At 57.3% G+C, this 25002-nt stretch carries 17 protein-coding genes and 1 pseudogene; 14 read left to right on the top strand and 4 right to left on the bottom strand.

Annotated elements, in window-relative coordinates:
- Window positions 1-1012: 1012 nt before the first annotated feature.
- The 4 genes from XH81_RS03830 to nodD1 form a co-directional block, all read right to left on the bottom strand.
- A complete protein-coding gene (locus XH81_RS03830) occupies window positions 1013-2152 on the bottom strand; it encodes a branched-chain amino acid ABC transporter substrate-binding protein (RefSeq protein WP_271595829.1) in 1140 nt (379 codons plus the stop codon).
- Window positions 2153-2451: 299 nt separating this feature from the next.
- Complete coding sequence (locus tag XH81_RS03825) at window positions 2452-3156, bottom strand: MerR family transcriptional regulator (RefSeq protein ID WP_271595993.1); 705 nt, start codon at window positions 3154-3156, stop codon at window positions 2452-2454.
- 992 nt (window positions 3157-4148) lie between these two features.
- A complete protein-coding gene (gene nodD2 / locus XH81_RS03820) occupies window positions 4149-5063 on the bottom strand; it encodes a transcriptional regulator NodD2 (RefSeq protein ID WP_271595828.1) in 915 nt (304 codons plus the stop codon).
- A gap of 643 nt (window positions 5064-5706) precedes the next feature.
- Window positions 5707-6651: a transcriptional regulator NodD1 gene (nodD1, locus tag XH81_RS03815; protein WP_271595827.1), complete on the bottom strand. Its 945-nt coding sequence runs from the start codon at window positions 6649-6651 to the stop codon at window positions 5707-5709.
- A gap of 822 nt (window positions 6652-7473) precedes the next feature.
- Here nodD1 and XH81_RS03810 point away from each other — a divergent pair.
- From XH81_RS03810 to XH81_RS03745, 14 genes and pseudogenes are all read left to right on the top strand, one after another.
- Window positions 7474-8106, top strand: coding sequence for a NodA family N-acyltransferase (locus XH81_RS03810; protein WP_172789344.1), 633 nt, complete (start codon window positions 7474-7476; stop codon window positions 8104-8106).
- Window positions 8103-8762, top strand: coding sequence for a chitooligosaccharide deacetylase NodB (nodB, locus tag XH81_RS03805; RefSeq protein WP_271595826.1), 660 nt, complete (start codon window positions 8103-8105; stop codon window positions 8760-8762). The genes XH81_RS03810 and nodB overlap by 4 nt, the downstream gene beginning before the upstream one ends.
- Window positions 8763-8779: 17 nt before the next feature.
- Window positions 8780-10156, top strand: coding sequence for a chitooligosaccharide synthase NodC (gene nodC / locus XH81_RS03800; RefSeq protein ID WP_271595825.1), 1377 nt, complete (start codon window positions 8780-8782; stop codon window positions 10154-10156).
- Between the two features lie 11 nt (window positions 10157-10167).
- Complete coding sequence (gene nodS, locus XH81_RS03795) at window positions 10168-10797, top strand: nodulation methyltransferase NodS (RefSeq protein WP_271595824.1); 630 nt, start codon at window positions 10168-10170, stop codon at window positions 10795-10797.
- Between the two features lie 13 nt (window positions 10798-10810).
- Window positions 10811-12520 (top strand): nodulation protein NodU, encoded by a 1710-nt coding sequence (gene nodU, locus XH81_RS03790; protein ID WP_271595823.1) that lies wholly within the window; start codon window positions 10811-10813, stop codon window positions 12518-12520.
- Window position 12521: 1 nt separating this feature from the next.
- On the top strand, window positions 12522-13442 hold the full coding sequence (gene nodI / locus XH81_RS03785; RefSeq protein ID WP_271595822.1) for a nodulation factor ABC transporter ATP-binding protein NodI: 921 nt from the start codon (window positions 12522-12524) through the stop codon (window positions 13440-13442).
- Window positions 13443-13445: 3 nt separating this feature from the next.
- The gene (locus tag XH81_RS03780) at window positions 13446-14234 is read left to right on the top strand and encodes an ABC transporter permease (protein ID WP_271595821.1); all 789 of its coding nucleotides are present in this window, start codon (window positions 13446-13448) and stop codon (window positions 14232-14234) included.
- Window positions 14235-14551: 317 nt separating this feature from the next.
- A pseudogene (locus XH81_RS03775) lies at window positions 14552-15073 on the top strand (carbamoyltransferase N-terminal domain-containing protein); the annotation flags it as partial.
- A gap of 172 nt (window positions 15074-15245) precedes the next feature.
- Window positions 15246-16358, top strand: coding sequence for a nodulation protein NodZ (locus XH81_RS03770; RefSeq protein WP_271595820.1), 1113 nt, complete (start codon window positions 15246-15248; stop codon window positions 16356-16358).
- A gap of 726 nt (window positions 16359-17084) precedes the next feature.
- Entirely contained in the window at window positions 17085-17921 is an 837-nt protein-coding gene (locus XH81_RS03765; protein ID WP_271595819.1) for an SDR family NAD(P)-dependent oxidoreductase, read from the top strand.
- 182 nt (window positions 17922-18103) lie between these two features.
- Window positions 18104-19918: a nif-specific transcriptional activator NifA gene (gene nifA, locus XH81_RS03760; RefSeq protein ID WP_271595818.1), complete on the top strand. Its 1815-nt coding sequence runs from the start codon at window positions 18104-18106 to the stop codon at window positions 19916-19918.
- A 503-nt stretch (window positions 19919-20421) separates the two neighbouring features.
- Window positions 20422-21288 carry an electron transfer flavoprotein subunit beta/FixA family protein gene (locus tag XH81_RS03755; protein ID WP_271595817.1) on the top strand — a complete coding sequence of 289 codons (867 nt, stop codon included), beginning with the start codon at window positions 20422-20424 and terminating at the stop codon, window positions 21286-21288.
- 1111 nt (window positions 21289-22399) lie between these two features.
- Window positions 22400-23623, top strand: a complete 1224-nt coding sequence (locus XH81_RS03750; protein WP_271595816.1) for a GFA family protein — start codon at window positions 22400-22402, stop codon at window positions 23621-23623.
- Window positions 23608-24285, top strand: coding sequence for a 2OG-Fe(II) oxygenase (locus tag XH81_RS03745; protein WP_271595815.1), 678 nt, complete (start codon window positions 23608-23610; stop codon window positions 24283-24285). The genes XH81_RS03750 and XH81_RS03745 overlap by 16 nt, the downstream gene beginning before the upstream one ends.
- Window positions 24286-25002: the final 717 nt, after the last annotated feature.

Below are 25002 nucleotides of genomic sequence, written 5' to 3'. Positions count from 1 at the left end.
ACAACGTGATAGGCTGCGCGCCGGCCTGCGATTGCTCATCGCACTGCATTGGTGCCCCACGTGTTTCGTTGTCAAACATTGCGTGATGCAGCCACGAGAGACGCGGCTGCGACCAAGCTGCAAGGTATCGTTGTCACGAGACATTCGTGGACTGTTCTTTCCGTAATCCGGCGTCGATTTATGCGGTGTTTGGCTTGAATTAGTAAAATCGAAAGTGTTGATGGGATGCATCCAGTTCGTTGATAGCGCCCGCGAGCAATCTAACCGCCTTCATCGGAGCCGGCTAATTGCTGTTTCCCGCGGTCTGGGCTCAGAGCCACGTCTAAGGGATGTCGGGCAGGGTCGCTGATCCGTTGATCACCGATCATGATTGACAAAGAAAAAGTCGCAGGGCTGCACGTTTGCGAATAGCTCTGAAATGGCGCCGAAGAAGCTCTGCAGTAGTCCCGAGCCGAAGAGACAGATGAAATCTCGGCGCCGACGATCCACCAGCTGCGGTTACCCGCAATACCCGGCTATAGCCTATGTAATAGGTCCTGATTGCTTCATGCCGTCCGCGCTCTCTCTTCAATGCGTGGACCCGAGCTTGCGCGATACGATCGGTAGGAGAATGCGTCAATGGCGATCCGGCTATCAGTTTGATCGAAGTAGCGAACGCGGCCCCCATCTGGAGCCATTGCGCGACTGTCCGTTGGCTTCGCGTTGCTCGTCCTGAACCTTCAATCACTTGGCGGCAGAAAGTCATGCCTTCAGACCCGCCAGAACTGTAGTCGACCGCTCAGCCTGTGCTGCCGGACGGATCAGGACAACGGGGCTGCTATTTGTCTATCATCGGACGTAGCGCCTCCGTCAGATCGACGCTGGCTAGCTCTGCGAGCGCCGCAGCCAACGCGAAAAACGCTCCGAAAGCAGCAAGTATAAAAGAGCTGGCGAGTATCGCTGCGACAACGTTCTGGGGAGGTCTCATCATTCGTGATGCATTGCGTTTGCGGGAGCCGGCGGTGCGTGCAAATCAGTACTTCTTGACACGTTCAACACGGCCGTCGCGCCAGCGGTAAACCAAAAATCCAGAAGCCGAGTTGTCTCCCTTTTTGTCGAACCGGACCGGGCCAATCACGGTATCCACCGGCCATGAACGAAGTGCGCTGGCGACCCGCGTAGCATGGAAGGAGCCGCTCCGGTTCACCGCCTCTGCCCAGGCTTGCACAGCCGCATAGGCGTATAGCGTGTAGCCTTCAGCGGACAGGCCGGAAGCTTTGAGTCCGGCGACAGCGCCGGCCGCCTTGGCATTCCCGGCGGGATTGGGCATGAAGGTAAACAATGTGCCATTCCCAGCGCTGCCGGTAATCGCCCAGAATTCAGAGGTCATCAGCGGATCGTTTGCCATGACTATGAAGTCTGCTTTTGCATCTGATGCCTGGCGCACAAACAATCCGATTTCGGTATGATAGCCGCCGATATAGGCGACGCGCACTTGATCCTTTTTCATTCTTGAGACCAGCGCTCTGAAGTCCCGTTCACCTGCAACATAGCTTTGCCGACTGACTTGTCGTCCGAATCGATGAAGCTCGGCTTCGACCACATCTGCAATGCCCTTTCCAGCAGTGCTCTTGTCGTCGATCACCGCGATGTTCTCGTTGGGATGGTTCACGTGAATGTACTCGGCGGCAACGGTTCCCTGCTGGTCGTCGCGGCCGCAGATCCGAAAGACAGTCTTAAGGCCGCGCTCTGTTAGCTGAGGAGTTGACGAGCCTGGTGACACCTGAACGATGCCTGCTTCAGCGTAGATGTCGGAGGCCGGGATCGACGAAGAGGAACAGAAATGGCCAACTACCAACAGGACGCGCTCTGTCGCGAGCTTATTCGCAACTGCGACAGCTTGCCTTGGGTCGCAGGCGTCGTCAGCAACCCTCAATATAACTTTGGCATTATCCGGAAGTAGGCCCGAAGCGTTCAATTCCTCAACCGCCGCAGCTGCACCATCGCGCATTTGCGCGCCGAACGCGGCGCTGCTTCCAGTCATTGGACCAGCCACGGCGATCTTTACTTCAGAACCGCGCGCAAGCGGGGCGGCGAGAGCGCAGAAGAGAATCGCCGCACTTGCAACAGAAGCGCGCTGCGTATTTGCAATTGTATAGCCTTCAATGCTCACTGAAGTGATCCCAAGTGGTTGTGATCAGACACCCCTGCAGGTCAAGGCTGCTCCAAGCCAAACGTGCGTTGGCTCGACCAGCTTTCAATTTCCGTAGAGTCTACAATTTGACGTTACGTTCGGATCAAGCGCTTTTGAGGGGCGTGGGTGCGTCAGGGGCGCGCATCGGCGGGCCATGACCGTCTGTCCGCTTGAGCTCATAAAGCTTTCAGCCCGCATCAGAGCGCGGCAGATCAACCTAGCATTGTCAGGTGCCTTCCAACCGACGTGTGGAAAGGGCCATGAACGGGTCAGTACGGCTAATCCTCCAACCCGCCAAGGGCGAGATCGAGATATTGCATCAGGCAGGGATCCCAACCAGCCAGAGCGCGGGGGGCGCTCAGTCGTGCAAGTACCTTCAGGATCATCGAAGCGCGTGAATCGGCGCCGGCGATTTCGCTGATCAGCAAGCGTGCTGCAACTGCGACAGCCTTTGCGCGCTCACCGCAAGGGGGCTCGCTCCGATCCATGCAATCGCGAAGGTCGTCACGGATTCGCCGCCACCGGTCCTCGCGCTCTGAAGCTGAATTGCAGATGCATGCGGTCGTTTGACTACGCGTCTCGACTCGCGACATGGCATTCAGAGTGGCAGGCAGCTCATCCACACTTACTTTCGCCTCGCCGTCGATTGTCATGTTGCGCAAACGGTCGCGCAACAGAGTTGCTCGAGCTACTTGAAGTTCTATGCGCTCTAAATGTTTGTGCAGCAGGTCCGTGAGAGAAGTCGTGCCCTCCATGGCTTTACGGATCTCGACAAGTGAGAAGCCAAGCTCACGCAGCGCGCGAATCTGCTGAACCCGCTGCAGGCTTTCGCGGTCATACATCCGGTGGCCGCCGTCAGTACGCTCTGTGGCTGCTAGGAGTCCTGTGTGCTCATAATGGTGCAGCGTGCGTACCGTTACTCCGGTCGCCTCTGCAAGTTCGCCAATGCGCCATCGACGCCTTCTTGGTGTAGGTTTGTTCATGTTGTTCAATTTTGAAGCCTACAACCTGACGTCACGTATGATTCAAGCTGCTTTCTAAGCGTCAGCCTGAATCGTCTTCCATTCTCCAGCGCGAGAGTGGTGACTATCCTTAGAATGGCGGCGGATCAACCCTGAGGGGTAAGGGTGATCAACAACTTCGCCAGGCATGCCAGTTGAGCCTCGCCAGCCGCTGTACGCTCCAGGATGAGCTTGGCGATTGCCGTGCGATTTTCTGGACTCCGCATCGATGGGGGTAGCGCGTCGACGGCGCTGTCATAAAGTCGTCCGAGGGCAGAAAGCTCTTCTGGATCGAACACGCTGCTGCATAGCTTCAACCTTCAGCTCCTTGTTTGAATTGCGTCCAGGGCAGCGCACGTCGTCAAGACGTTTGGCTGCGGTAGGGCCAAAAGAAGTCATACCTGCGGCGCAGAGCGACGGAGATGCGGTGTACTGTAGAGTGATGCCATAGGGCCACACGCGAGCGCGGATGCTTGCTTCGACAGCGCGGCAGAACCGGGCGATATGTATGATCGACGCCCTCTATGCTCACGATGCATTTTGTTGCGGCTCCAAAAAGGCCGATCGCCTCCATTCATGGGGAGCAACTACTAACTTGGAGAGTTGACGACAGGAGCCCCGTGCCGGCCTTCTCGAAAGACGCGCTTGGCGGCCGCGGTTGCAACGTAAACGCCTGGCCTAAGCGCGAACGTGCTGCTCCGTCCCCGTCTCTAAAGCCAGACACACTGCGGTTGTGATATCGCGCCTAACGCCGACGCGCGAAAGAAATCAAGAGCGTCTCACGAACCGCGCGCCCGGAGGGTCTTTATCCCGCGACAAGGAGAGCAAGCCAGGCAGGTGGAATTGTGTGTGTTGAGACAAGTGTTGGAATGTGAAGTTCGTAGACTTCACGAACGTCGTTACGGCAACGGCGAGACGGGTGCGAAGTTTCAGGCACTGCCCGTTCCTTCCGGAGTGTTGGTTACGGGGTGCTCTTATGCAGTTGCCATGCGCGTGGCCTCCTCGAACAATATTTCCCGCATCCACAGGCTTTCCGGGTCATTGTTGTGAATTGCGGGCCATTGGACCGCTTCGGTGAAGACGGGGAATGGATCCGGAAGCTCGACAATCTGAAGAGGCATGGTCTTCTGGAAATGCCTCACCAGCCCTAATGGCATCGTGCCTATGCGGTTCGTCCCAACAAGGAGGGGCGGGACCATGCTGAAGCTCTGCACGAGAATGTCGATGCGCCGAGTAGGACCGAGATCGATTAAAAATGATTGCTCAATTGGCGTGTGGGGCGCACCTCCGTGCTTAACTGCAACGTGCCCCATCGACATATATCGATCGAATGTAAGTCCGCGATGTAATTCCCTGTTCGTGCAGCAACCTACGCAGACCAGTCTCTCCTCGAATAGGGCCGCCCTGGGGTGCGCGCTGGACAGGAGAGAATCTGGCAGGATAACAAAATCGACTTCGCCGCGGCGGAGGAGCTCGTCGTGCTCAACGGTCGGCGCCGCCAGTTCGAAGCTGACGGTGGGGGCCTCTCGCGTGACGCGCTCCACGACATTTCTTAAGAATACAACTGTTATGAAATCAGAAAGGGCGATCCTGAATCGCCGGCTCGATCGAGCTGGATCGAACACGTCACGCGCCATAATTGAGAGTTCAATGTGCACCAGAGCCTGGCGTACCGGAGCTGCGAGCGCTTCTGCGCGCGAGGTCAAGACAAGCTCGCGCCCCCTCATCCCAAACAGTTCATCGCCAAAATATGAGCGCAACCGGGCAACGGCTGCGCTCATGGCCGGCTGACTGAGATTGATCCTGCGTGCCGCTGAGGTGAGATTGCGCTCAGTTATCAGAGCATCCAGCGCGACGAGAAGATTTAGATCCAGACCTTTGAAACGCATCTCTTCTTATCCGGCGCAAACGTCCTTGCTGCGAAAAAGCGTGCGGTGGCGGCTGCGTCTGGAGCAATCGTCCTGGCTCGCCCGAATGGACATCGGCTCAACCCTGCCATCAAGACAAGAAGCTCGCGAAACGACAACAAGAATGGACAGCAAGCGGTAAGCCGATCGGCGGCGGGGGGAAAGCGTCAGGACCCTCCAAGCTGATTCGTCTCGCCGGTTTCGGCCGACCACGTAGCTGGTCCGTTCAGCTCGCCGATCGCAATCACCCCAGCGTCCGTGAGCGCCCTGAGCACACCAGAGCGCCCCCTCGACGGCTGCGTCGTGCAGCGCTAGTCGCGAGGGTCAACCTACAACCTGACGCAATGTGCGATTCAAGCGATTTTATCCGCCAAGCTAAACATTTGTAATGGAGGCGTGTTTTATCCGCGATAGTGCCAGGGTAGCCCTGAACGCAGCGCAAGCCCATCAAACCACACCTGGGAAGTCACCTCGCTTACAACAGGAAAAGTCTTCGCAACGGATCGCTGCATTGTGAGGTCGTGGCAGTGCCTCCCCAGGAGACGCGGAAGCGAGGAAGGGGACCGAGCACGTCGAAGGGCCTGTAGCGTGCTTGGATTATTCGGAGCGGCAGCTTGCGGTGAGCCTAACAGCGCCTGCGAGTTGGAGGCTTTTGCTCATCAGATGCCATGTTGGATGCCTCCTCAAGCAATATCCTCCGCATCCAGATGCTCGCGGGGTCGGTATTGTGAAACGAGGGCCACTGCACGGCCTCTGTGAATATGGGCAGGGGGAGAGGCGGTTCGATGATCCGCAGTGGCATCCGCTTTTCGAAGTGTCTGGCCAGCCGCAAGGGCATCGTGCCGATACGACTCGTGTCTAACAATATGGGCGGAATCAGGCTAAAGCCTTGCACGACGACCTCAATTCGTCTCCTCAGACCGTGCTCAAGCAAAAACCATTCTTCGAGGTTCGGTCTCAGTGCCCGTCCGAACTTGGCAGTAACGTGCCCCATCGAGATGTATTTCTCGAACGTAAGCTGTCGGGATAGCTGCTTGTTCGTGCGGCATCCCACGCACACGAGGGTCTCGTCGAACAGCGTCGCTTTAGGGTGCGCACTCGACATGAACAGTTCCGGCAGAATGAGAAAGTCGACCTCGCCCCGACGAAGCAGCTCATCGGGTTCATCGGAAAATGGCAGCAATTCGAACCGCACGGCGGGAGCTTCTTGTGCCATGCGGTCCACAATTCTGCGGAAGTAAACGATCGTCATGAAATCTGAAAGAATGACCCTGAAGCGTCGACTCGACTGAGTCGGGTCGAACGCGTCGCGCGATATGATTGAGAGTTGGATGTGCAGCAGGGCCTCGCGAACTGGACCTGCAAGCGCCTCCGCGCCAGGTGTAGGGACGAGCTCGCGACCTCTCATAGTAAATAGTTCATCGCGAAAATAGGCGCGTAGCCGTGCGACCGCAGCGCTCATAGCGGGCTGGCTCAAGTTAATTTTGCGAGCCGCCGCTGTGAGGTTGCGTTCCGTCATCACGGCATCGAGCGCAACGAGAAGATTTAGATCAAGTCCCTTGAACCGCATGTTGTGAGTCTATCCATCGTGTGGATGTGTTCTATCGAAACAATCGATTTTACCAAATTGCGGGATGTTGGATAGCAAACTGAAGTTTGAAAAACGGACCAGGCAGACCACAATGGTTTATGGTCGTTCAAGTGAGCTCAAAGAAAAGCTCCTGGGCGTGCGAGCGCACCGCCGCGTCCGTGTCCTGGGCGTCTACAGGCGTGGCGTGCGAGCCGTGTTGCGTCTTCGTGCGATGTGCGCTCGCTTGAGCGCCGAGCGGGGCTCGATAAACCTTCGTATGGGGCTGTCATCCGTTTCAATACTCGAGGTTTACCCGCGTACACTTGAGAGCACTTTCAGCATCAATCTAGTGTCAGGGAATGGCGGCAGGCGCAGATTGCGGTTGCCAAACATTTCAGGCGCCATTCCGAACGGCTCGCCTGTCCAGCGTATTTTGGGGTCTGTTGAAGATGTATAGGAGCCAGTGTGATCTGATGCCGCTCAGATGCGTCGTCGACGACGAATCGCGTGTCGGTGGCTTGCCCGCAGCCGTCAATCCTCCTGACGGCGATGCAACGGAGGGCGCGCGCGCTCCCTGGTTCAGATCGGCTCTAGCTAATCCAATTGCCTCGCCGGGGTCTTCCGCATGGGCATGGCACATCAGCAGGATGACGAGCGCGAACCAAGCGTTAGCGCGAGCAGAGGCGAGGGGCGCGGGTGCAGGCCAGCGGTGCGGAGCTCCGACAAAGCACAGCCGCGCATTTCAGTCTTGATCGGCAGCCCTGCAGGTAGAGATCACGTGACCGCTTCCCGTTCAATTCAACAGGCGCAAGGACGCTCGCCATGAACATTGCCGTATCCCCGACTGCGGAACGTGCTTCTGCGCGCGCTCAAGTGCAGTGGAGCCTTCGTTGGGAGAGCGAGCTGCGGCTCGCCGATCATGCCGAGCTCGCGGAGTTCTTCCGCAAGAGTTATGGGCCCACGGGTGCGTTCAATGCGCAGCCTTTTGAGGGGAGCCGAAGTTGGGCCGGCGCAAGACCGGAGCTTCGTGCAATTGGTTCCGACGCGCGCGGGGTAGCGGCTCACATTGGGCTGCTACGTCGCTTCATCAAAGTTTGCGAAGTCGATCTCCTTGTGGCGGAACTGGGGTTGTATGCGGTGCGCCCGGATCTCGAAGGGCTCGGAATAAGCCACGCGATGCGCGTGATGTATCCCGTACTGCAGGAGCTTGGTGTTCCATTCGGCTTTGGCACGGTTCGGTCGGCGCTTGAGAAACATATGAAGCGACTGGTCGAAAGGCAGGGACTCGCCACCCTGATGCATGGCATTCGCGTCCGCTCCACGCAGCCGGATGTCTATCCCAATTTATCGCCGACCCGCCTCGAGGACGCGATAGTGGTGGTGTTTCCGCTGGGACGCTCGATAAGCGAATGGCCGGCCGGGACTGTCATCGATCGGAACGGGCCTGAGTTGTGACAGAGCGCTCCACACCATTCACTGTCCGCTGCGACTACGCTGACGTGAGCGGAAGTCCAGCTGTCTATTTGACCTTTGATGACGGGCCGAACCCATTTTGTACGCCAGAGGTGCTCGATGTGCTGGCGCAACATCGAGTTCCCGCTACATTCTTCGTCATCGGTACGTACGCGATCGAGCATCCGGACCTCATCCGACGAGTGATTGCGGAAGGTCATGAGGTTGCGAACCATACGATGACCCATCCTGATCTATCCAGATGCGGACCTGCAGAGCTACAGGATGAAGTGCTGACCGCGAGCGAGGCGATCCGTCTGGCGTGCCCGAAGGCCTCGCCCAGGCATATGCGAGCGCCTTACGGCATATGGACGCAACAGGTGCTTGCAATGACGGCGAGCGCTGGTCTCACGGCTCTGCACTGGTCGGTCGACCCGAGAGATTGGTCCCGCCCTGGAGTTGATACAATTGTGAATTCGGTGATGGCGAACGTTCGCCCGGGTGCAATTGTGCTGCTGCACGACGGGTATCCTCCCGATGAGGAGAGACTGGGCACCGATGCAACGCTGCGCGATCAGACCACCACGGCGCTCGCATATCTGATTCCGGCACTGCAACGGCGCGGGTTTGCAATCCGTCCACTTCCTCAACTTCACTGAACAAGAACTGACACCCAATGGACCTGCTCGCGACAACCAGTGCTGCCGCTGTTTCAAGTTATGCGGTACTCTCGACTATCTATAAGAGCGTGCAAGCGCTTTATGCCCGACCGGCGATCAACTCATCATTACAGGACAGCCTGGAAAAAGCGGAGGTGGTCCTTCCCACTGTGGACGTCATCGTGCCGTGCTTCAATGAGGATCCAAACACGCTCGCCGAATGTCTGGAGTCGATTTGCAGTCAAGACTACGCCGGAAAGATACAGGTCTATGTGGTCGATGACGGATCTGCAAACCGCGACGTGGTCGCGCCTGTACACCAGATATATGCCAACGATCCTAGAGTCAGCATCATCTTGCTGGCAAACAACGTCGGAAAGCGCAAAGCGCAGATCGCTGCAATACGCAGCTCATCCGGTGATCTGGTGCTCAATGTCGATTCCGACACGGTTCTTGCTGCCGACGTCGTCACGAAGCTTGTATTGAAGATGCGTGACCGGGAAGTCGGTGCGGCGATGGGTCAACTGATAGCAAGTAATCGTAACCAGACCTGGTTGACCAGGCTGATCGATATGGAATATTGGCTCGCGTGCAACGAAGAGCGCGCGGCACAGGCGCGCTTCGGTGCCGTCATGTGTTGTTGCGGCCCTTGTGCCATGTATCGACGTTCCGCGCTGACCTTGCTTCTCGATCAATACGAGGCGCAGTTCTTCCGTGGGAGGCCGAGTGATTTCGGCGAGGACCGCCATCTAACGATACTCATGCTCAAGGCTGGGTTTCGAACCGAATACGTCCCGGACGCGATAGCAGCCACAGTCGTTCCGCACCGTCTTGGGCCATATCTGCGTCAGCAGCTTCGTTGGGCGCGCAGTACCTTTCGAGATACGTTTCTTGCATTGCGCCTGCTCCCAGAGCTCGATGGTTATTTGACGCTAGATGTTATCGGGCAAAATCTCGGCCCATTTCTCCTCGCGATTTCAACACTTGCTGCGCTTGCAGAGCTCGTGTTCGGTGGCTCTATACCCTGGTGGACGGGATTGACGATTGCAGCAATGACTATGGTCCGGTGCAGTGTGGCAGCGGTTCGCGCTCGCGACTTGCGGTTTATCGGCTTCTCGCTCCACACACCGATCAATATCCTTCTCTTGCTACCATTGAAGGCCTATGCGCTTTGTACATTGAGCAATAGCGATTGGCTATCGCGAAAAGTCACCAATGTGCCGGCGGAAGAGGAGAAACAGCGTGTCATCCTGCGTCCCAATGCCGGACGAGGTGCGTCTAGCGTAGGGGTGGGAACGACTCCCATTCATAAGACGGGGTTATCGCACCGTCCGTCGAGCCTGGCGACCACGGAGAGTGTTTCCGGTCGCGATCGCTCGACTGTCTACAAATAAGTGGTCGTTTCATGACTTTGGACCTGAACCATCAGCTATTAGAGCGAGAGTTGGCTGCCGACGATCCATGGCACCTTGATAATAGTTCGTTCGAGCAGGAGCGATACGCGCAAATGCTCCTGATGTCGCGTTGCAACGGAGATGCTGCGTCTGCCCTCGAGGTAGGATGTGCAGCCGGTGCATTCACGGAGTTGCTTGCGCCGTTATGCGAGCGGCTTACCGTGGTGGATGTCATGCCGCAGGCAATCGAGCGAGCGCGACTGCGGACCAGTAAGTGGTCACATATTACTTTTGTGACCTGCGACATTCAGCGGTTCTCGACCACTGAGCAGTTCGATTTAATTGTCGTGGCCGAGGTTCTTTATTACCTCAAAGACGTGGGCGAGATGCATGCGGCTATCCGCAACCTGGTGAGTATGCTTGCGCCAAGTGGCACTCTGATTTTCGGGTCCGCGCGTGATGAAATATGTCAACGCTGGGGGCATGCTGCTGGTGCCGAAACGGTGATCGCTCTCTTTAAGGAGAGCCTATCGGAGGTCGAGCGTCGGCACTGCTCCAGCGGATCGGCAAACGAAGACTGCTTGATCGTCCAGTTTCGAAGACCGGACGCCACGTCAGAACAATCAAACGTCGGTCATTAGACCAGGAGTACGTATGCGCATCTGCGGAATAAAGTTGACACATGACGGAGCAATTGCTGTCGTCGAGGACGGTCGGCTTCTTTTTTGCGTGGAGCAAGAGAAGCGCGGCAATAGTCCACGCTATCAGTCCGTTGACAATCTCGATGCAGTCGTGCGCGCCTTGGCGGAGCATGGCCTGGAGCCGCGGGATATCGATCAGTTCGTCGTTGACGGATGGGACGGGGAGAATGAATCGCAGTTCCAGCTCCTAAGCGGAGCGGTGCAGGTTGCGCTAAAAGGCGCGCCATATGTCGAGCGTCATGCTGAGGGCCTCCTTGATCCCGTCGACGGCGTCGGCCTCCTCCTCGGCGGCAAGGAGTTTCCATATAAGAGCTACCCGCATGTCACGGGCCATGTCGCGTCAGCATATGGCACCAGTCCCTTTGCAGCCGCGGGAAAGGCTTCGTTCTGTCTGGTGTGGGATGGCTGCATCTTTCCACGTCTTTACTATGTCGAACCGCGCGGGGGTCGGTTCATTGGATCGCTGTTTCCTATGATTGGCCACGCCTATGCTGCCGCGGGCCTTCACTTCGGGCCGTACCGTCAGCCGAACCGCTCCAGTTGGGATCTGGGCATCGCCGGCAAGCTGATGGCTTACATCGCGCTTGGCTCCGTTGATGAAAGCATCGTGGAAGCGTTTCAGGAGCTTTATGAAACACGGTTGGCGGCCGACACGGAGCAGGCTCGCCGCTACCGTGAAGACATTAACAATGCGGAATCGTCTCTTGCAGCTATGCACGCGTTCTTCGAGGCAAGCGCGTTGCGCCTGGCTGCCAAGCGAGCGGAGGACGTCCTCGCCTCCTTCCATGTGTTTCTGGAACGTCTTCTTGTTAAGGAAATCGCGCTGCTTCTGCTAAGATATTCGTCACTTCCGGGAGCGCGAAATCTATGTGTCGCCGGAGGTTGCGGTCTCAATATCAAATGGAACAGCGCGCTTCGCGCGACGGGATTGTTCGATGATGTCTGGGTGCCGCCGTTTCCGAATGACAGCGGCTCGGCAATCGGCGCGGCGTGCGGTGCTATGGCAGCGCAGAATGGCTTCGGGCCTTTGGAGTGGTCAGTTTACAGTGGTCCTGCCCTGCAGGAGAGCGAGGTTCCGCCGGACTGGGAGGCCGCTCCTTGCAGTTTGAGTGAACTTGCGGCGATTCTTGCCGACAACAAGCCCGTCATCTTTCTTTCCGGGTGTGCCGAGCTTGGGCCCCGGGCGTTGGGCGGTAGAAGCATTCTTGCAGCCCCAACTAGCCGGGCAATGAAGGATCATCTCAACGACATCAAACGTCGCGAGCACTTCCGACCGGTGGCGCCGATTTGTCTGGAGGATCGGGCACCGGAGATCTTCAGCCCGGGCACGCCAGATCCTTACATGCTGTTCGATCACCAAACCCGGGCGGATTGGCGCGACAAGGTTCCCGCGGTGGTCCATCTTGACGGCTCGGCGCGGCTGCAGACAATTTCCCGCAACTCTCCCCATAAAATTGCCGCGCTTCTCGTCGAATTTGAGCAACTCACGGGTATTCCGCTGCTCTGCAACACGAGCGCCAACCTCCACGGACGGGGATTCTTTCCGGACGCTGCGGCAGCTTGCCAATGGGGGCGTGTCGAGCACGTTTGGTGCGAGGGCAAGCTCTGGAGCAAAACCGTCGTCGAGAAGCCATCGTCCACGGAACGACTTCTGTCAGCCTAAGATGAACATGTCCACTGTGGCGATCGACCTTGCCGGTGTAAAAAAGTCATTTGGCGACAAGCTTATCGTCAACGATCTGTCGTTCTCGGTCGGACGCGGAGAGTGCTTCGGACTGCTTGGGCCGAATGGAGCTGGCAAGAGTACGATTGCGCGCATGCTCCTCGGCATGATCTCGCCCGACGGCGGCAAGATTACAGTCCTCGATGAGCCTGTGCCTTCCCGCGCTCGTGCGGCGCGTGTACGCGTCGGGGTGGTGCCACAGTTCGACAACCTTGAGCTCGAGTTCACAGTGCGAGAGAATCTGCTTGTTTTTGGCCGTTATTTCGGCATGAGCGCTCGCAGGATCGCGGCGGTTGCACCCTCGCTGCTTGAGTTTGCGCGGCTTGAAAGCAAGGCGGACGTGCGTGTGTCTGAGTTGTCCGGTGGCATGAAGCGGCGGCTGACGCTGGCGCGTGCCCTGATTAATGATCCACATCTACTCGTGATGGACGAGCCGACCACTGGTTTGGATCCGCACGCACGCCACCTGATTTGGGAGCGCCTGCGCGCCCTGCTTGCGCGTGGCAAGACGATCCTCTTGACCACTCACTTCATGGAAGAGGCCGAACGCCTGTGCGATCGACTATGCGTGCTTGAGAGTGGATGCAAAATCGCCGAAGGCAAGCCAGACGCCTTGATCGACGAGCATATCGGCTGCAACGTGATCGAGATCTATGGTGGTGATCCCAATCATATCCGAGAGCTGATCAGACCTTATGCGCGGCATATTGAAGTGAGTGGAGAGACGGTTTTTTGTTACGCGCGATATCCGGAGCAAGTTCGCGTGCACCTGCGCGGGCAAGCGAACCTTCGCGTACTGCAGCGGCCCCCGAATCTCGAAGACGTGTTTTTGCGGTTGACCGGGCGCGAGATGGAGAAATGAGCGATGAATGATGGTTATGCGTCGGTGATGCCGGCCAACGCGTACAACTGGGTCGCGGTATGGCGACGAAACTTCCTGGCATGGAGGAAAGTCGCGCTTGCATCGCTTCTCGGCAATCTCGCAGATCCCATAACCAATCTGTTGGGCCTTGGCTTTGGCCTCGGACTCATCGTGGGACGGGTTGAGGGGACTTCGTACATTGCCTTTTTGGCGGCCGGTATGGTCGCAATCAGTGCGATGACCTCCGCGACCTTTGAAACCCTATATGCGGCCTTTGCTAGAATGGGTGTCAAGCGCACCTGGGAGGGAATTCTGTTCACACAGCTCACGCTCGGCGATATTGTTCTAGGTGAGTTGGTGTGGGCGGCCAGTAAGTCCGTTCTAGCGGGGACAGCAATCGGGATTGTCGCTGCAGCGCTCGGTTATGCATCCTGGACGTCCATTCTTTGTGCGATACCAACAGTCGCCCTTACGGGTCTTGTCTTCGCCAGCCTAGCAATGGTCGTCATATCTCTTGCGCCAACTTACGACTACTTCGTGTTTTACCAGTCGCTCGTCCTTACGCCCATGGTGTTTCTGTGTGGCGCGATCTTTCCGACAAGCCAACTGCCCGGCTCATTTCAGCACTTTGCGAGCTTGTTGCCGCTCGCACATTCGGTCGACCTTATTCGTCCGACGATGCTTGAGCGCGGCGCGGACAGTGCCGCCCTGCACGTAGGTGCACTCTGTGTTTATGCGGTCTTGCCCTTTTTCGCGTCGACAGCACTATTTCGGCGGCGCCTGCTGCGTTGACGTGAGTTGAGCGAAAGGGAGAAAGTCAATCGATGCAGTGTCATCAGTCCTTCCGCGGTAGCTCGCGAGTGACCTGGTCTGTTACAGCGGCTTCTGCAATGTCCTTGAGGCCGCGATCGAGCCAGCTCTATGGCCGCCTGTTCGGTCCATCTGCATCGGACGCCAGCACCCTAACTCTGAGCGCCTGTTGCTAGGGGCCGAGACAGACCTTGCAAGTCGTGTTGTGCTGTCTGGCCCGCGCACCGGCGGAGCGTAACTGTCCAGGTTAGTTCGGTGGGACGGCAAGGGGCCTTTCCGTCATGACGATGGAGAACGGGATGTTGTGCCCGGCACTGAGCGGTGACCTTGACAGAATCCATGAAAGCTCTCCGGAGCTGCCGAATGCATTTGTTCACGATGGCGCTTCGGTTCTTGTGCAGGATGGCCGCGTAATTGCTGCTGTCGAAGAGGAGCGTCTCAACTGTGTCAAGCACTCCAACAAGTTTCCTTGCAACCCGATCCGATACTGCCGGTCTACCGCAGGAGTCGAGCTCGGGGAGATCGACCGCATCGCGTTCTACGCGACTGAAGCCTATTGCAAAACCATGCTCGAGCGTCCTGTTGTTTCTCAGCCCGTTACGTTGGACGCCAAACTGTTGCTGCGGCAGCTGCTGGCACGGGAGTGCGGGGCAGAGATCGGTCCGTTCCGACTTTCCTTCGCGAATCACCACGAAGCGCATGCCGTGAGCGCGTTTGCCATGTCCGGGTTCGAGCAAAGTCTCGTCCTTGCGATTAACGGCGGCGGCGAGGTTCTCTCAGGCCTATTGGCGGTAGGATCTGACACCGGAACTGCGCAACTTGATAGCCGTAAGTCATGAGCATGGCCACGCCTCCTATGCCTGCATGTGAGGGGGCCAGTCCATGCGACGCACAGGGCGCATTGGGCATCGGACTTCGGGCAGGTCGATGCAAGACCGCTGAAGAAAGGACAGAAAGTGTTGAGAGAACGCGGCCATCACGGATAGGCATGCTATGAAGTTCTACCGACGCAGCTCGCCGGCACCGCGATTTCAGACCGTGACGCCGGGCGAGAAGAAACCCGAGATGTCTGTATCGATGTCTTTTGTCCAACCAGGAGCGCGCGAAAAGGCAATCGAGATGGTTAGTGGTGCGATGAATGATAGGTTCGTAGTTTCCCGGCGACGTACGGGTTTTGGTGACTGTCTGTGGTCGCTGGCGGCGGCTTGGCGTTTCGCAAAGCAGACAGGGCGAACGCTAGCCATCGATTGGCGGGGGTCTTGCTATCTTGATGAACCATTCACCAATGCCTTCCCGGTCTTCTTCGAACCGGTTGAAGACATTGCCGGCGTGCCGGTGATTTGCGGCGACGACATCAACAAACGTTCGTTTCCGGGACCATTCTTTCCGGCATGGTGGAACAAGCCGTCTATCGATTGCGTCTATCGGCCGGACGAGCAGATCTTCCGGGAACGCGACCAACTCGATCAACTGTTCCAAAGTCAGAGAGATAGTGACGCTAGCACAGTTGTATGTGATGCCTGCCTGATGTGGCGCTGCGATCAGGAGGCGGAGCGAGAGATCTTTCGGAGGATCAAGCCGCGAGCTGCAATTCAGGCTCGGATTGATGCCATCTACCGCGAGCACTTTGAGCCGTACAGCGTGATCGGCATTCATGTCCGGCATGGAAACGGTGAGGACATTATGGGGCATGCTCCCTACTGGGCGGACGCGGAGCGCGCCTTTCGACAGATCTGTAATGCCATTGACAAGGCGAGGGCGTTACCACATGCAAAGCCTGTGAGGGCGTTCCTGTGCACGGACAGCGCGCTCATCCTTGAGCAGGTTTCGGCAATAATTCCCGATGTTTTTGCGATTCCAAAACAGTTCCAGGCGCCTCACGCCGGCCCGTTGCACGACGCCGCCTTCGGAGCAGAGGGTGGCTTTTCTGCCCTCACCGAGATGTATCTCCTTGCGCGCTGCGACACGGTGATCCGTTTCCCCCCAACGAGCGCCTTCACGCGCTATGCGCGTCTCTTTGCTCCACGCGTTATAGAATTCGAGTTGAACGATCCGAGCAGGTTGATCTTGATCGAAGACAACTCGCAAGAGCTCGTCGCTTCATGAAAGTTGTAACCCGCTTGATCGACCTGATTGCCGCTCTTTGCATCCAAGAGTACTGCCAGTTCTTGTACGGCCGACAATCGTCTGCCGAACGCGATGCTGTTGGCAAGAACTTACAGCGAAGAACAGAACGAAGCGACGGCCAAGTGCCTTCGCTTGAGCCGTGACGTCGATAACAACCGCCCTAAGTGCTGCGCAGCGTTAAGCCGACGTAACACGTCGTCGTCATCCTTCGGTCAGCCACAAATCGGAGCTGATCAGTGCTCGAGCGTGGATGAACATATGAGTTCGCCAGCTCGTGCCTGGAGCCAGCCCGTCCGGCGATATCCCAGTTCTGCTCAGAACGGGGTGCCACAAACAAAATCGACGATTGACGAATCTGACGTGCGGGGCTGGTACGTCAGTTTTGGAGTTAGCGCGGCAAAATGACCGTGGTCGCTCCCGAGCGATCTTTTGCTTTGGCCAGGCGCCGACAAGTCTCAGGCTCATTTCGTTGCGCGATCAAGAAAGCGAGCGCGGCCCGTACCCCTGTGATGAAGCAGGCGAGTGTGCTAGAGAGCTTACGTAGCTGATGTGCCATCGTTGTCACAATGCACACCCACGACTGTCCGAAATCCGCCAAATGCTCGGCCTGCGCGACGTTAGGACGCAAAACGGAAGTGATTTACCTGCACCGCAGTGGCGCAAATCCTGCTACGCGTGCGCCGGCGCAACAGTAAGGAGGCGGCCTTGGGTCTCGATCTGCCGAATGACGATCTGATTAGAGAGCCGCGGGCCGAAACACATTTTGATTGCCTCGTTCACGCTGATAAAGCGCGTGATGATCGTAGAGAACGGAAGACGATGTTGCTCACCGGGGCATCACGCGGAATTGGTCATGCCACTGCCAAGCTCTTCTCGGAGGCGGGCTGGCGCGTCATTTCTTGCGCACGCCAACCTTTCGACAGCGAGCGATGCCCCTGGGAGCCAGGGAATGACGATCATTTCCAGATCGACCTCAGCAATCATCGAATGCTGCCGCGTGCGATCACCGAGGTCAAGAAGCGCTTGGCTGGTGCGCCCTTGCACGCGCTGGTGAATAACGCCGGTGTGTCACCGAAAACGCCCACTGGGAATCGGATGACGTCATTGACCACGTCAACCGAGACCTGGATGGGGGTATTTCATCTTAATCTGGTGGCGCCGATCCTGCTGGCGCAGGGTTTGTTTGACGAGCTAAGAGCCGCGTCAGGATCAATCGTAAATGTGACTTCAATCGCAGGCTCACGGGTGCATCCGTTCGCCGGTAGCGCGTATGCGACCTCGAAGGCGGCGCTTGCGAGCCTCACACGCGAACTGGCCTATGATTATGCGCCGCATGGCATTCGTGTGAATGCGATCGCGCCGGGCGAAATCAAGACCGACATGCTGTCGCCAGACACGGAAGCCCGTCTCGTGCCTAGTATCCCGCTGCGCCGAGTGGGGACCCCGGATGAAGTGGCCAAGGTCATCTTCTTCCTATGCTCGGATGCGGCGAGTTACGTCACGGGAGCCGAGGTGCCGATCAATGGTGGGCAGCATTTGTAAAGTCGCCGCTCTGGCGATCCAGCTGACTTGCCTTGCAGCGGCGCGTATGTTCTCCGCTGACGACGCGCACACGATCCGCAAAAAGTGAAATGAGGGCACATTGCAAGTGCGGTGTCGTGCCATAATCAGGTGTCACGGTTCTATGTCATCTCGTCAACACTTGAGGCTAGATCGAGAGTGACATGCAGAACGAAGCTCGCCAATCCCAACATGGCTCAAGGGAGGATAATCAAGACAACGGAGATAGGCTCATGCTGCATATCCCACCCTCGGAACGACCTGCCTCGCAACCGGAGCCGGAGTGTAATCCCTCGGGGCAGCCGTCGTATGAGAGTGCGCTGGCCGGCATCTGCGAAATATCGAAAATAGTCAGCGCTCCTGGCCGGCTCGAAGTCACGTTGGCCAAGGTCCTTGGCCTGCTGCAATCGTTTGTGCAGATGCGACACGGCATCGTCTCACTACTGGACGATGACGGCATCCCGGAAATTACAGTTGGCTCCGGTTGGAGTGAAGGCAGCGACGAACGTTACCGCACGTGCCTGCCGCAGAGTGCAATCGCCCAGATCGTGGCAACAGACAGGCCTTTTGTTGTCGAGAGCGTAGCCGACGAGCCGGCCTTCAGCGCTGCGGACCGGGAGCTTCTCGGCGCCTCCGACAGCATGCCCGTATCGTTCATTGGGATTCCTATTCGTATTGATCCGAGGGTGGTCGGTACGCTGACGGTAGACCGTATCAAGGACGATAGTTCCAGTCTGCGGCTCGAGCACGATGCGCGGCTGCTCGTTATGGTCGCCAACTTGGTGGGGCAAACAGTGAAGCTACATCGCTTGTTGGCCTGCGATCGCGAACGATTGCTAGTGGACAAAGACCAGCCACAGAAGATCGTTGAGCTTGGGGTGGCCGCTCGCGAGCGCAAGAAGCTTCACGCCCACGGGATCATCGGCGACAGCCCCGCGCTGAGCGGGCTGCTCGAGAAGATTGCGGTTGTAGCCAAATCGAGCAGCACGGTTCTGCTGCGCGGCGAATCCGGCACCGGCAAGGAGCTCGTAGCCAAGGCCATTCACGAGTCCTCGTCCCGTGCTAAACGACCGTTCGTTAAACTGAATTGCGCGGCTCTGCCTGAGACGGTCCTGGAATCGGAATTATTTGGCCATGAGAAAGGTGCCTTCACCGGTGCGGTAAGTTCGCGCAAGGGGCGCTTCGAGCTTGCTGACAAAGGGACGCTATTTCTGGATGAGATCGGAGAGATCTCAGCTCCGTTCCAAGCGAAGTTGCTGCGAGTTCTGCAAGAGCAGGAGTTTGAGCGCGTCGGCAGCAATCACACGCTTAAAGTCGATGTTCGAGTCATAGCTGCGACCAACAAGAACCTTGAAGAGGCCGTCGCAAGGAGCGAGTTCCGCGCGGACCTCTACTATCGTATCAGCGTAGTTCCCTTGTTATTGCCGCCGCTGCGCGAAAGACGCAGTGATATTCCGCTGCTAGCCCGAGAGTTCCTCAGAAAGTTCAGTAGCGAGAACGGCCGTACGCTCACCCTGGAGGCCAGTGCGATCGAGGTACTGATGAACTGCGGGTTTCCGGGAAATATTCGCGAACTCGAAAACTGCATCGAGCGAACAGCGACGCTGTGTACCGGGCCGTCGATTGTGAGAAGTGACTTTGCATGCTGCCAAGGCCAGTGCCTTTCCATGATGCTCTGGAAAACCACATCGAACGACAAGACTGACCTGGCGGTACCTATGCAACCTGCGCCTGCAAAGTCCATCACTCCGCTAGCTCAAACGGCGTTGCCGCCGCCGTCTGTCTACGAACCGGCCCCACTGCGACCTGCCGGCACAGCTCTCGTTGGTGGTGCGAGCATGACCGATCGGGAGCGGGTCATTGCGGCCATGGAGAAATCTGGCTGGGTGCAGGCCAAGGCAGCGCGCCTACTTGGACTAACCCCGCGCCAAATTGGCTATGCGCTCCGGAAATACGGAATTGAGATAAAGCGGTTCTGAACGACCACATCCGCCGGAGCCGCTAGTGCCAAACAGATACGTGAAGAATGATCCCGAAGAAGCAATCTACGCAACCGCAAGGGAAACGGCCGGCCTGAGGCAACGACGTGGCGCGCAACCTCGATTTGAGCGCCATGAGTTAAAAGAGCCTCACCTGCTGGCCATACAATCGCGAACCGTCCGTGGCTCGAACAGGTAACAACCTATCATCCCTATTCTGCGGACGAGTGAGTGACGATGCTTAACCGTCGATCAGCCCGATGCCGGCAGTGTTTGCGCGGCATTCATCGTGCGAGCATTCCTTGGTCTCTCGGCTGGCGTGCCGAGCGGAACGGCGTTGTCGGTGCCCTGACCTGTGTCGGCATTCGTTCGTCACGAAAGCGGGCTGGAGCGCGTTATCGCCCCGTTTAAGCCTTTGTGACAGCGAGCCGATTCCAGAACGGCGGCGGTGGTACAACACTTGCTGTTCTCTTCGTAGCTATCGCAACTTTAGGAGCATCATCGTGCACAATGTCGTCTGCATCAAACAGGTTCCGGACTCGGCGCAAATTCGTGTTCATCCCGTGACCAATACAATCATGCGTCAGGGAGTGCCGACCATCATCAACCCATATGACCTCTTCGCGCTCGAGGCCGCGCTTGAACTGCGTGATCGGTTCGGCGGCGAAATTACCGTGCTTACCATGGGACCGCCGTCGGCAGAAGAGTCCTTGCGAAAGGCGTTGGCTTACGGTGCCGATCGCGCCGTCCTACTCACGGATCGCTGCTTTGCTGGCTCCGACACGCTGGCCACAACGTATGCACTTGCAACTGCCATCCGGAAAATCGGGAAGGACTATGGCTCGACAAATCTCATTTTCACGGGAAAACAGACCATCGATGGCGATACTGCGCAGGTTGGGCCCGGCGTCGCAAAGCGAATGGGCGTAGTGCAGCTAACTTACGTTGCGAAGATCAGATCCTTGGACCTCGCCGCTCAAACGATTGAAGTGGAACGACGCTGCGAAGGTGGTGTGCAGGTGTTGCAAACCAAATTACCATGCCTCATCACCATGCTTGAGGCGACGAATCAAATCCGGCGCGGCGCGATGGCGGATGCCCTGCGTGCCGCGCGTGCCCAAATCGTGAAATGGAGCGCGCAAGAAGCCGGTGTCGAAGACACCTCCAACTGCGGGCTCAAGGGCTCGCCGACGGTCGTTAAGCGTGTGTTCGCTCCCTCTGCACGGGCCGAGAGAGCGGCGCTGGTTGAGGCCGCCGAGCAACCGGCGCAGGCGTTGATAGACGCAATTTTCTCACTTCAACCGAAGCTCGAAACCGATCTTGCGGCACTTGCTCGTGACGCTCGATCGGGAGAGGCTAGGCCATCATAGTAGATACACTCCAGGAATGTATCATCGGCGCACCCGTGGGGGTCTGCCTATCTTACCCGTCGAACTCGCGAGCAGCTGGGGCCGCATGCGCGGTAGATCACACGATCGACTCTCGGAGTCGCGCGGGATTGTCGGGGCAGAGGCAAAGGCGCCTGCGCATGTTCCAGGGGTGCCGTTCGGTCGTATTCGACGACTTGGAAGGCCATTGCATCTTCCCGTAACGGTCACGAGTGAACACGGAATAGCCAGGGACCCGGGTCACCGTACTGGCGGTGCCGTCTGCACGCCCAAAGCGCTGTCGCAGGCTGCGGGGCGCAAAGTCAAGGTATACGTCACTGTTGAAGCCAATCTCAGCGGTTGAGCAGACCTGTACGCATGTGAGCGGCCGCCGATTCTCCGCTGTTTGCTTTCTGACAGCGGCGCGTAGCCTCTGACACTCGCGATGAGGAAGCGTCACGGCCGTTGTATCATCTTGGTCAGATCTTACGGAGCGAATTCAAGAGTTGGCATGATGATTGCTGTGAGTCACCAAGAATTTAGAGGTGGTAAGAACAGGCGAGGGTCGCTTTCAGAGGCTTTGTGCCGCCCGGAGAGGTATGACATCAGGGACCAAAGGCCTTAAGAGCATCATACGTACAAACTGGAGTCTACAATGCTGTCCCAGGCTGACGGTGGTTCGGCGAAATGGCGCGAGCGGCAACCGCGAGGGCTTGATCCGTTCGCTCAAGATCGTGAAAGCTGCACGCGTGCCGAGCGGCAAGGCACGCCACTCGCGCACGCGACATTAGCTTCAAAATGGCCTGGGGGCGCAGTATCCGTTTGAGTCTCCGCGCGAATGCTAGTCGTGGCGGGCATTGCGGCGCCGGACTGCTGGTGGACAGGAATCCAACCGGATTCCCGGCGCTCCAATAATGATCGCATTCCTTCGATGCTCATGAGCTGCACTGAGCATGCCGCTGTCTGCGTTCGCGGAGCAAACGACAAATAGTCGCCTAGAAGGCGAACGCGATCATTGGCCCTTCAAAGCCAATGAACCTGGGACGGTTAAAAGTTGGCCGGGGCACGAAGTTGCTTCGTCAAGGACCGTCCGCTTCTCATCTGCAGGGGTCAAATGACATCTCAAACGTCTCGATTTGCCGCGGATCAACCTCCGAAGCTTTGCTACGAGTACTTGACCGAGCAAGCGCGAGCCTTGTTCGGCACGCATCCGTTCGCCTCGCAGTTGTCCGAAGATCAGGCCGCCAGCCTGCTGCCCGAATACCTGGCGATGTCACAGGCGTTCCCGTATCTGCAGGCGGGCTCACAAAGGGACCTCATATTCGATGCAATGTATCACAATCGGGATATTGCGAGAGACATTGAGGTGACCAGCGTGGTCGCGAACTTTATCTGTTGGGATGAGACCGGTGGCCATGGCCGAATTCTCCAGGGAGGCAATGCCGCGCTACCGGATATTCTGTTGACAGAAAACTTTCACTCCAACCTGTTGAAGAAAGATGCCTCCCGACTACTCGGCCGAACAATACTGCCCAACTATAGCTCTAGGACTAAGCAGTATCTGCATTCTCTCTACGCCGGATTGTCATCGAAAGACTCCCTCGTCCGTTGCGCTTACATGGTAGCTTTTGAGCTACATGCTGCGGACATGATCCAGTCGCTGTGGACCGCCCTGGTCAAAACGTTTAAGGCGAAGTCGGAAGATCTGGAGTATTTTCGCAGCCATGTGGGCGGAGAAGATCCCGCTGAGAAGTACCACGGAGAAATGACAGGTCGGTTGATTGGCGAACTTGTGCAGCCTGAACGTAATGATCGGTTTTTGAATGAATTCCTCCGGGCCTATGGGCTCAGCGTCCAATGGTGCCGCGATCTCACTTCAACTGCGGCACGCGCGGTGGATGATCACTCTGAGATCGAACATCATGGCAGTTGCCATTGTGGCTCTGTCAAGTTCTACGTCAGCGCGCCGCGAGAGCTCTCTGGAGTTCGTTGCAATTGCTCGATTTGTCAAATGTCTGGGTTTCTTCACTTGCTAGTAACTGGCGATAAGTTACGCATCGAGCGCGGTGAAGAAGTCCTCACGACATATCAGTTCAACAAGAACATTGCTCGGCACACGTTTTGCCGGGTTTGTGGGGTAAAGCCATTCTATAGGCCGAGGTCGAACCCCTCCGGGTTCAGCGTAAATATTCGATGCCTGGATAGAAGGACGGTCGCACTCGCAAGAATAACCGAGTTCGATGGCGAGCATTGGGAGAAAGCATTCGTCTCAATGCACAAGGACCCGGAGTCCTGCTTCGAAGATCAAAGGAGTGAGCTCGAATGGCGCGCACAATGAGTGATAAATCCCGCCAGCTTTCACAGGAAATGCTGACAAAGTACCGCATAGAGCTGCTAGTAAAGGGGACGGCCGTTATCGCCCCCCAGATACTGTTCACTCAAGCCGACTTGACCAAGATCGATCAGCTGCAGGCTGAGATTCCCGAAGAAGAAGTGCGGGAGGGAGATGCCGGCGACTTGCACAGCGTCTTTGTCAAGCGCATAAGGGTAGATCCACCAGGTCGCGCGCCTAGCAACGTGGATGGTGCAGCTTCAGGGCAGATTATGGAGCTACTTGAAAGTAAAGACCGCAGCTTCGCGCTAAGACAGATCTTCGGAGCATCCTCAGATTACGTGGTTCGCCGGTGCCAAATGCATCGTATGCCGCCTGGGTCCTTTGTGGGCATCCATTTGGATGCGAAGAGTGATCCGGATTTTGAGTACGCGGTGATTGTGCAGCTAGCGCGAGACTTCGAGGGGGGTGAGTTCGTGGTATATCCTACCGGGTACGAACAGCACGTATTCCGACCACCATTTGGTGCAGTGCTTGTCACAACATGTAAGGTACGGCATGAAGTAAAGCCGGTGTCGAGCGGGGAACGCCGATCTCTCGTCTACTTCTGTTCAAAAAGGGGCGGCGCCAACCGCCGGATCGTCGAAAGTTCTAGCGCTCGGCTATGAGGTGGCGCGCCTGGTATGATTCGCTGAGAACCGAGTGGCGGGTGAGCTCTCCGGGAAATTTAGACGCTTTCACATCTTGTGGTCAGTGTTTCTCGTAAGGTGCGACAGTTCTGGTAGGAAGCCATGGTTAACATTGGTCCATGTACAGGCCACCACGTGCTATCCGAGCGAAAGTTGCATCTTTGTCGCTGGGTGAAACCAGGGAGGCGCGTCGGCGCTGCGCGATGCTGTATTCCGGGTAGCGCGGGGTTTCGCAGACTGTAGTGGCGAGCCTCTCGATTCCCAAGATGGGCCGCTTGTTAAGGTGGTAAGGTCGGGCACGCATCAGGCTAGGTCCAAGGAGCGTCGTGCTAAGGATCATGTGGACGCTCTTCTGAGATTGGGATGATGGCTCGACTACAACGAGAAGCTGGGCATAGCCGAGCTTCTTTACGAAACGAGTTAGAATGGCCGGCGAGCGTGGCGTCCTTGCCGGACTCGATCGTCTGCGCGCACCGCGCGCTACGGGCGGAGTCAGCATCGTTCGCAAAGCCAGGCCAATTCCGTCCGCCGCTGAAGCTGAGGTCTTGAGAGTGTACAGGTCGACTATCATCAAGGAGAACGAGCGGGAGAGCTCAGCTGCCTACAAGTATGCTCTTGCTGTTGGTAGCTTGGATGAGCTTCTGCGTAACAACCCTAGCCAGGGATTGCTGCTCAACGTTCCGATCGGTCGCTCGA

It is taken from the genome of Bradyrhizobium sp. CCBAU 25360, from assembly GCF_028128695.1.
GTDB classification, from domain to species: domain Bacteria; phylum Pseudomonadota; class Alphaproteobacteria; order Rhizobiales; family Xanthobacteraceae; genus Bradyrhizobium; species Bradyrhizobium ottawaense.
Note: the sequence above shows the minus strand (reverse complement) of the source record. Positions and strands in the feature narration are given on the sequence as shown.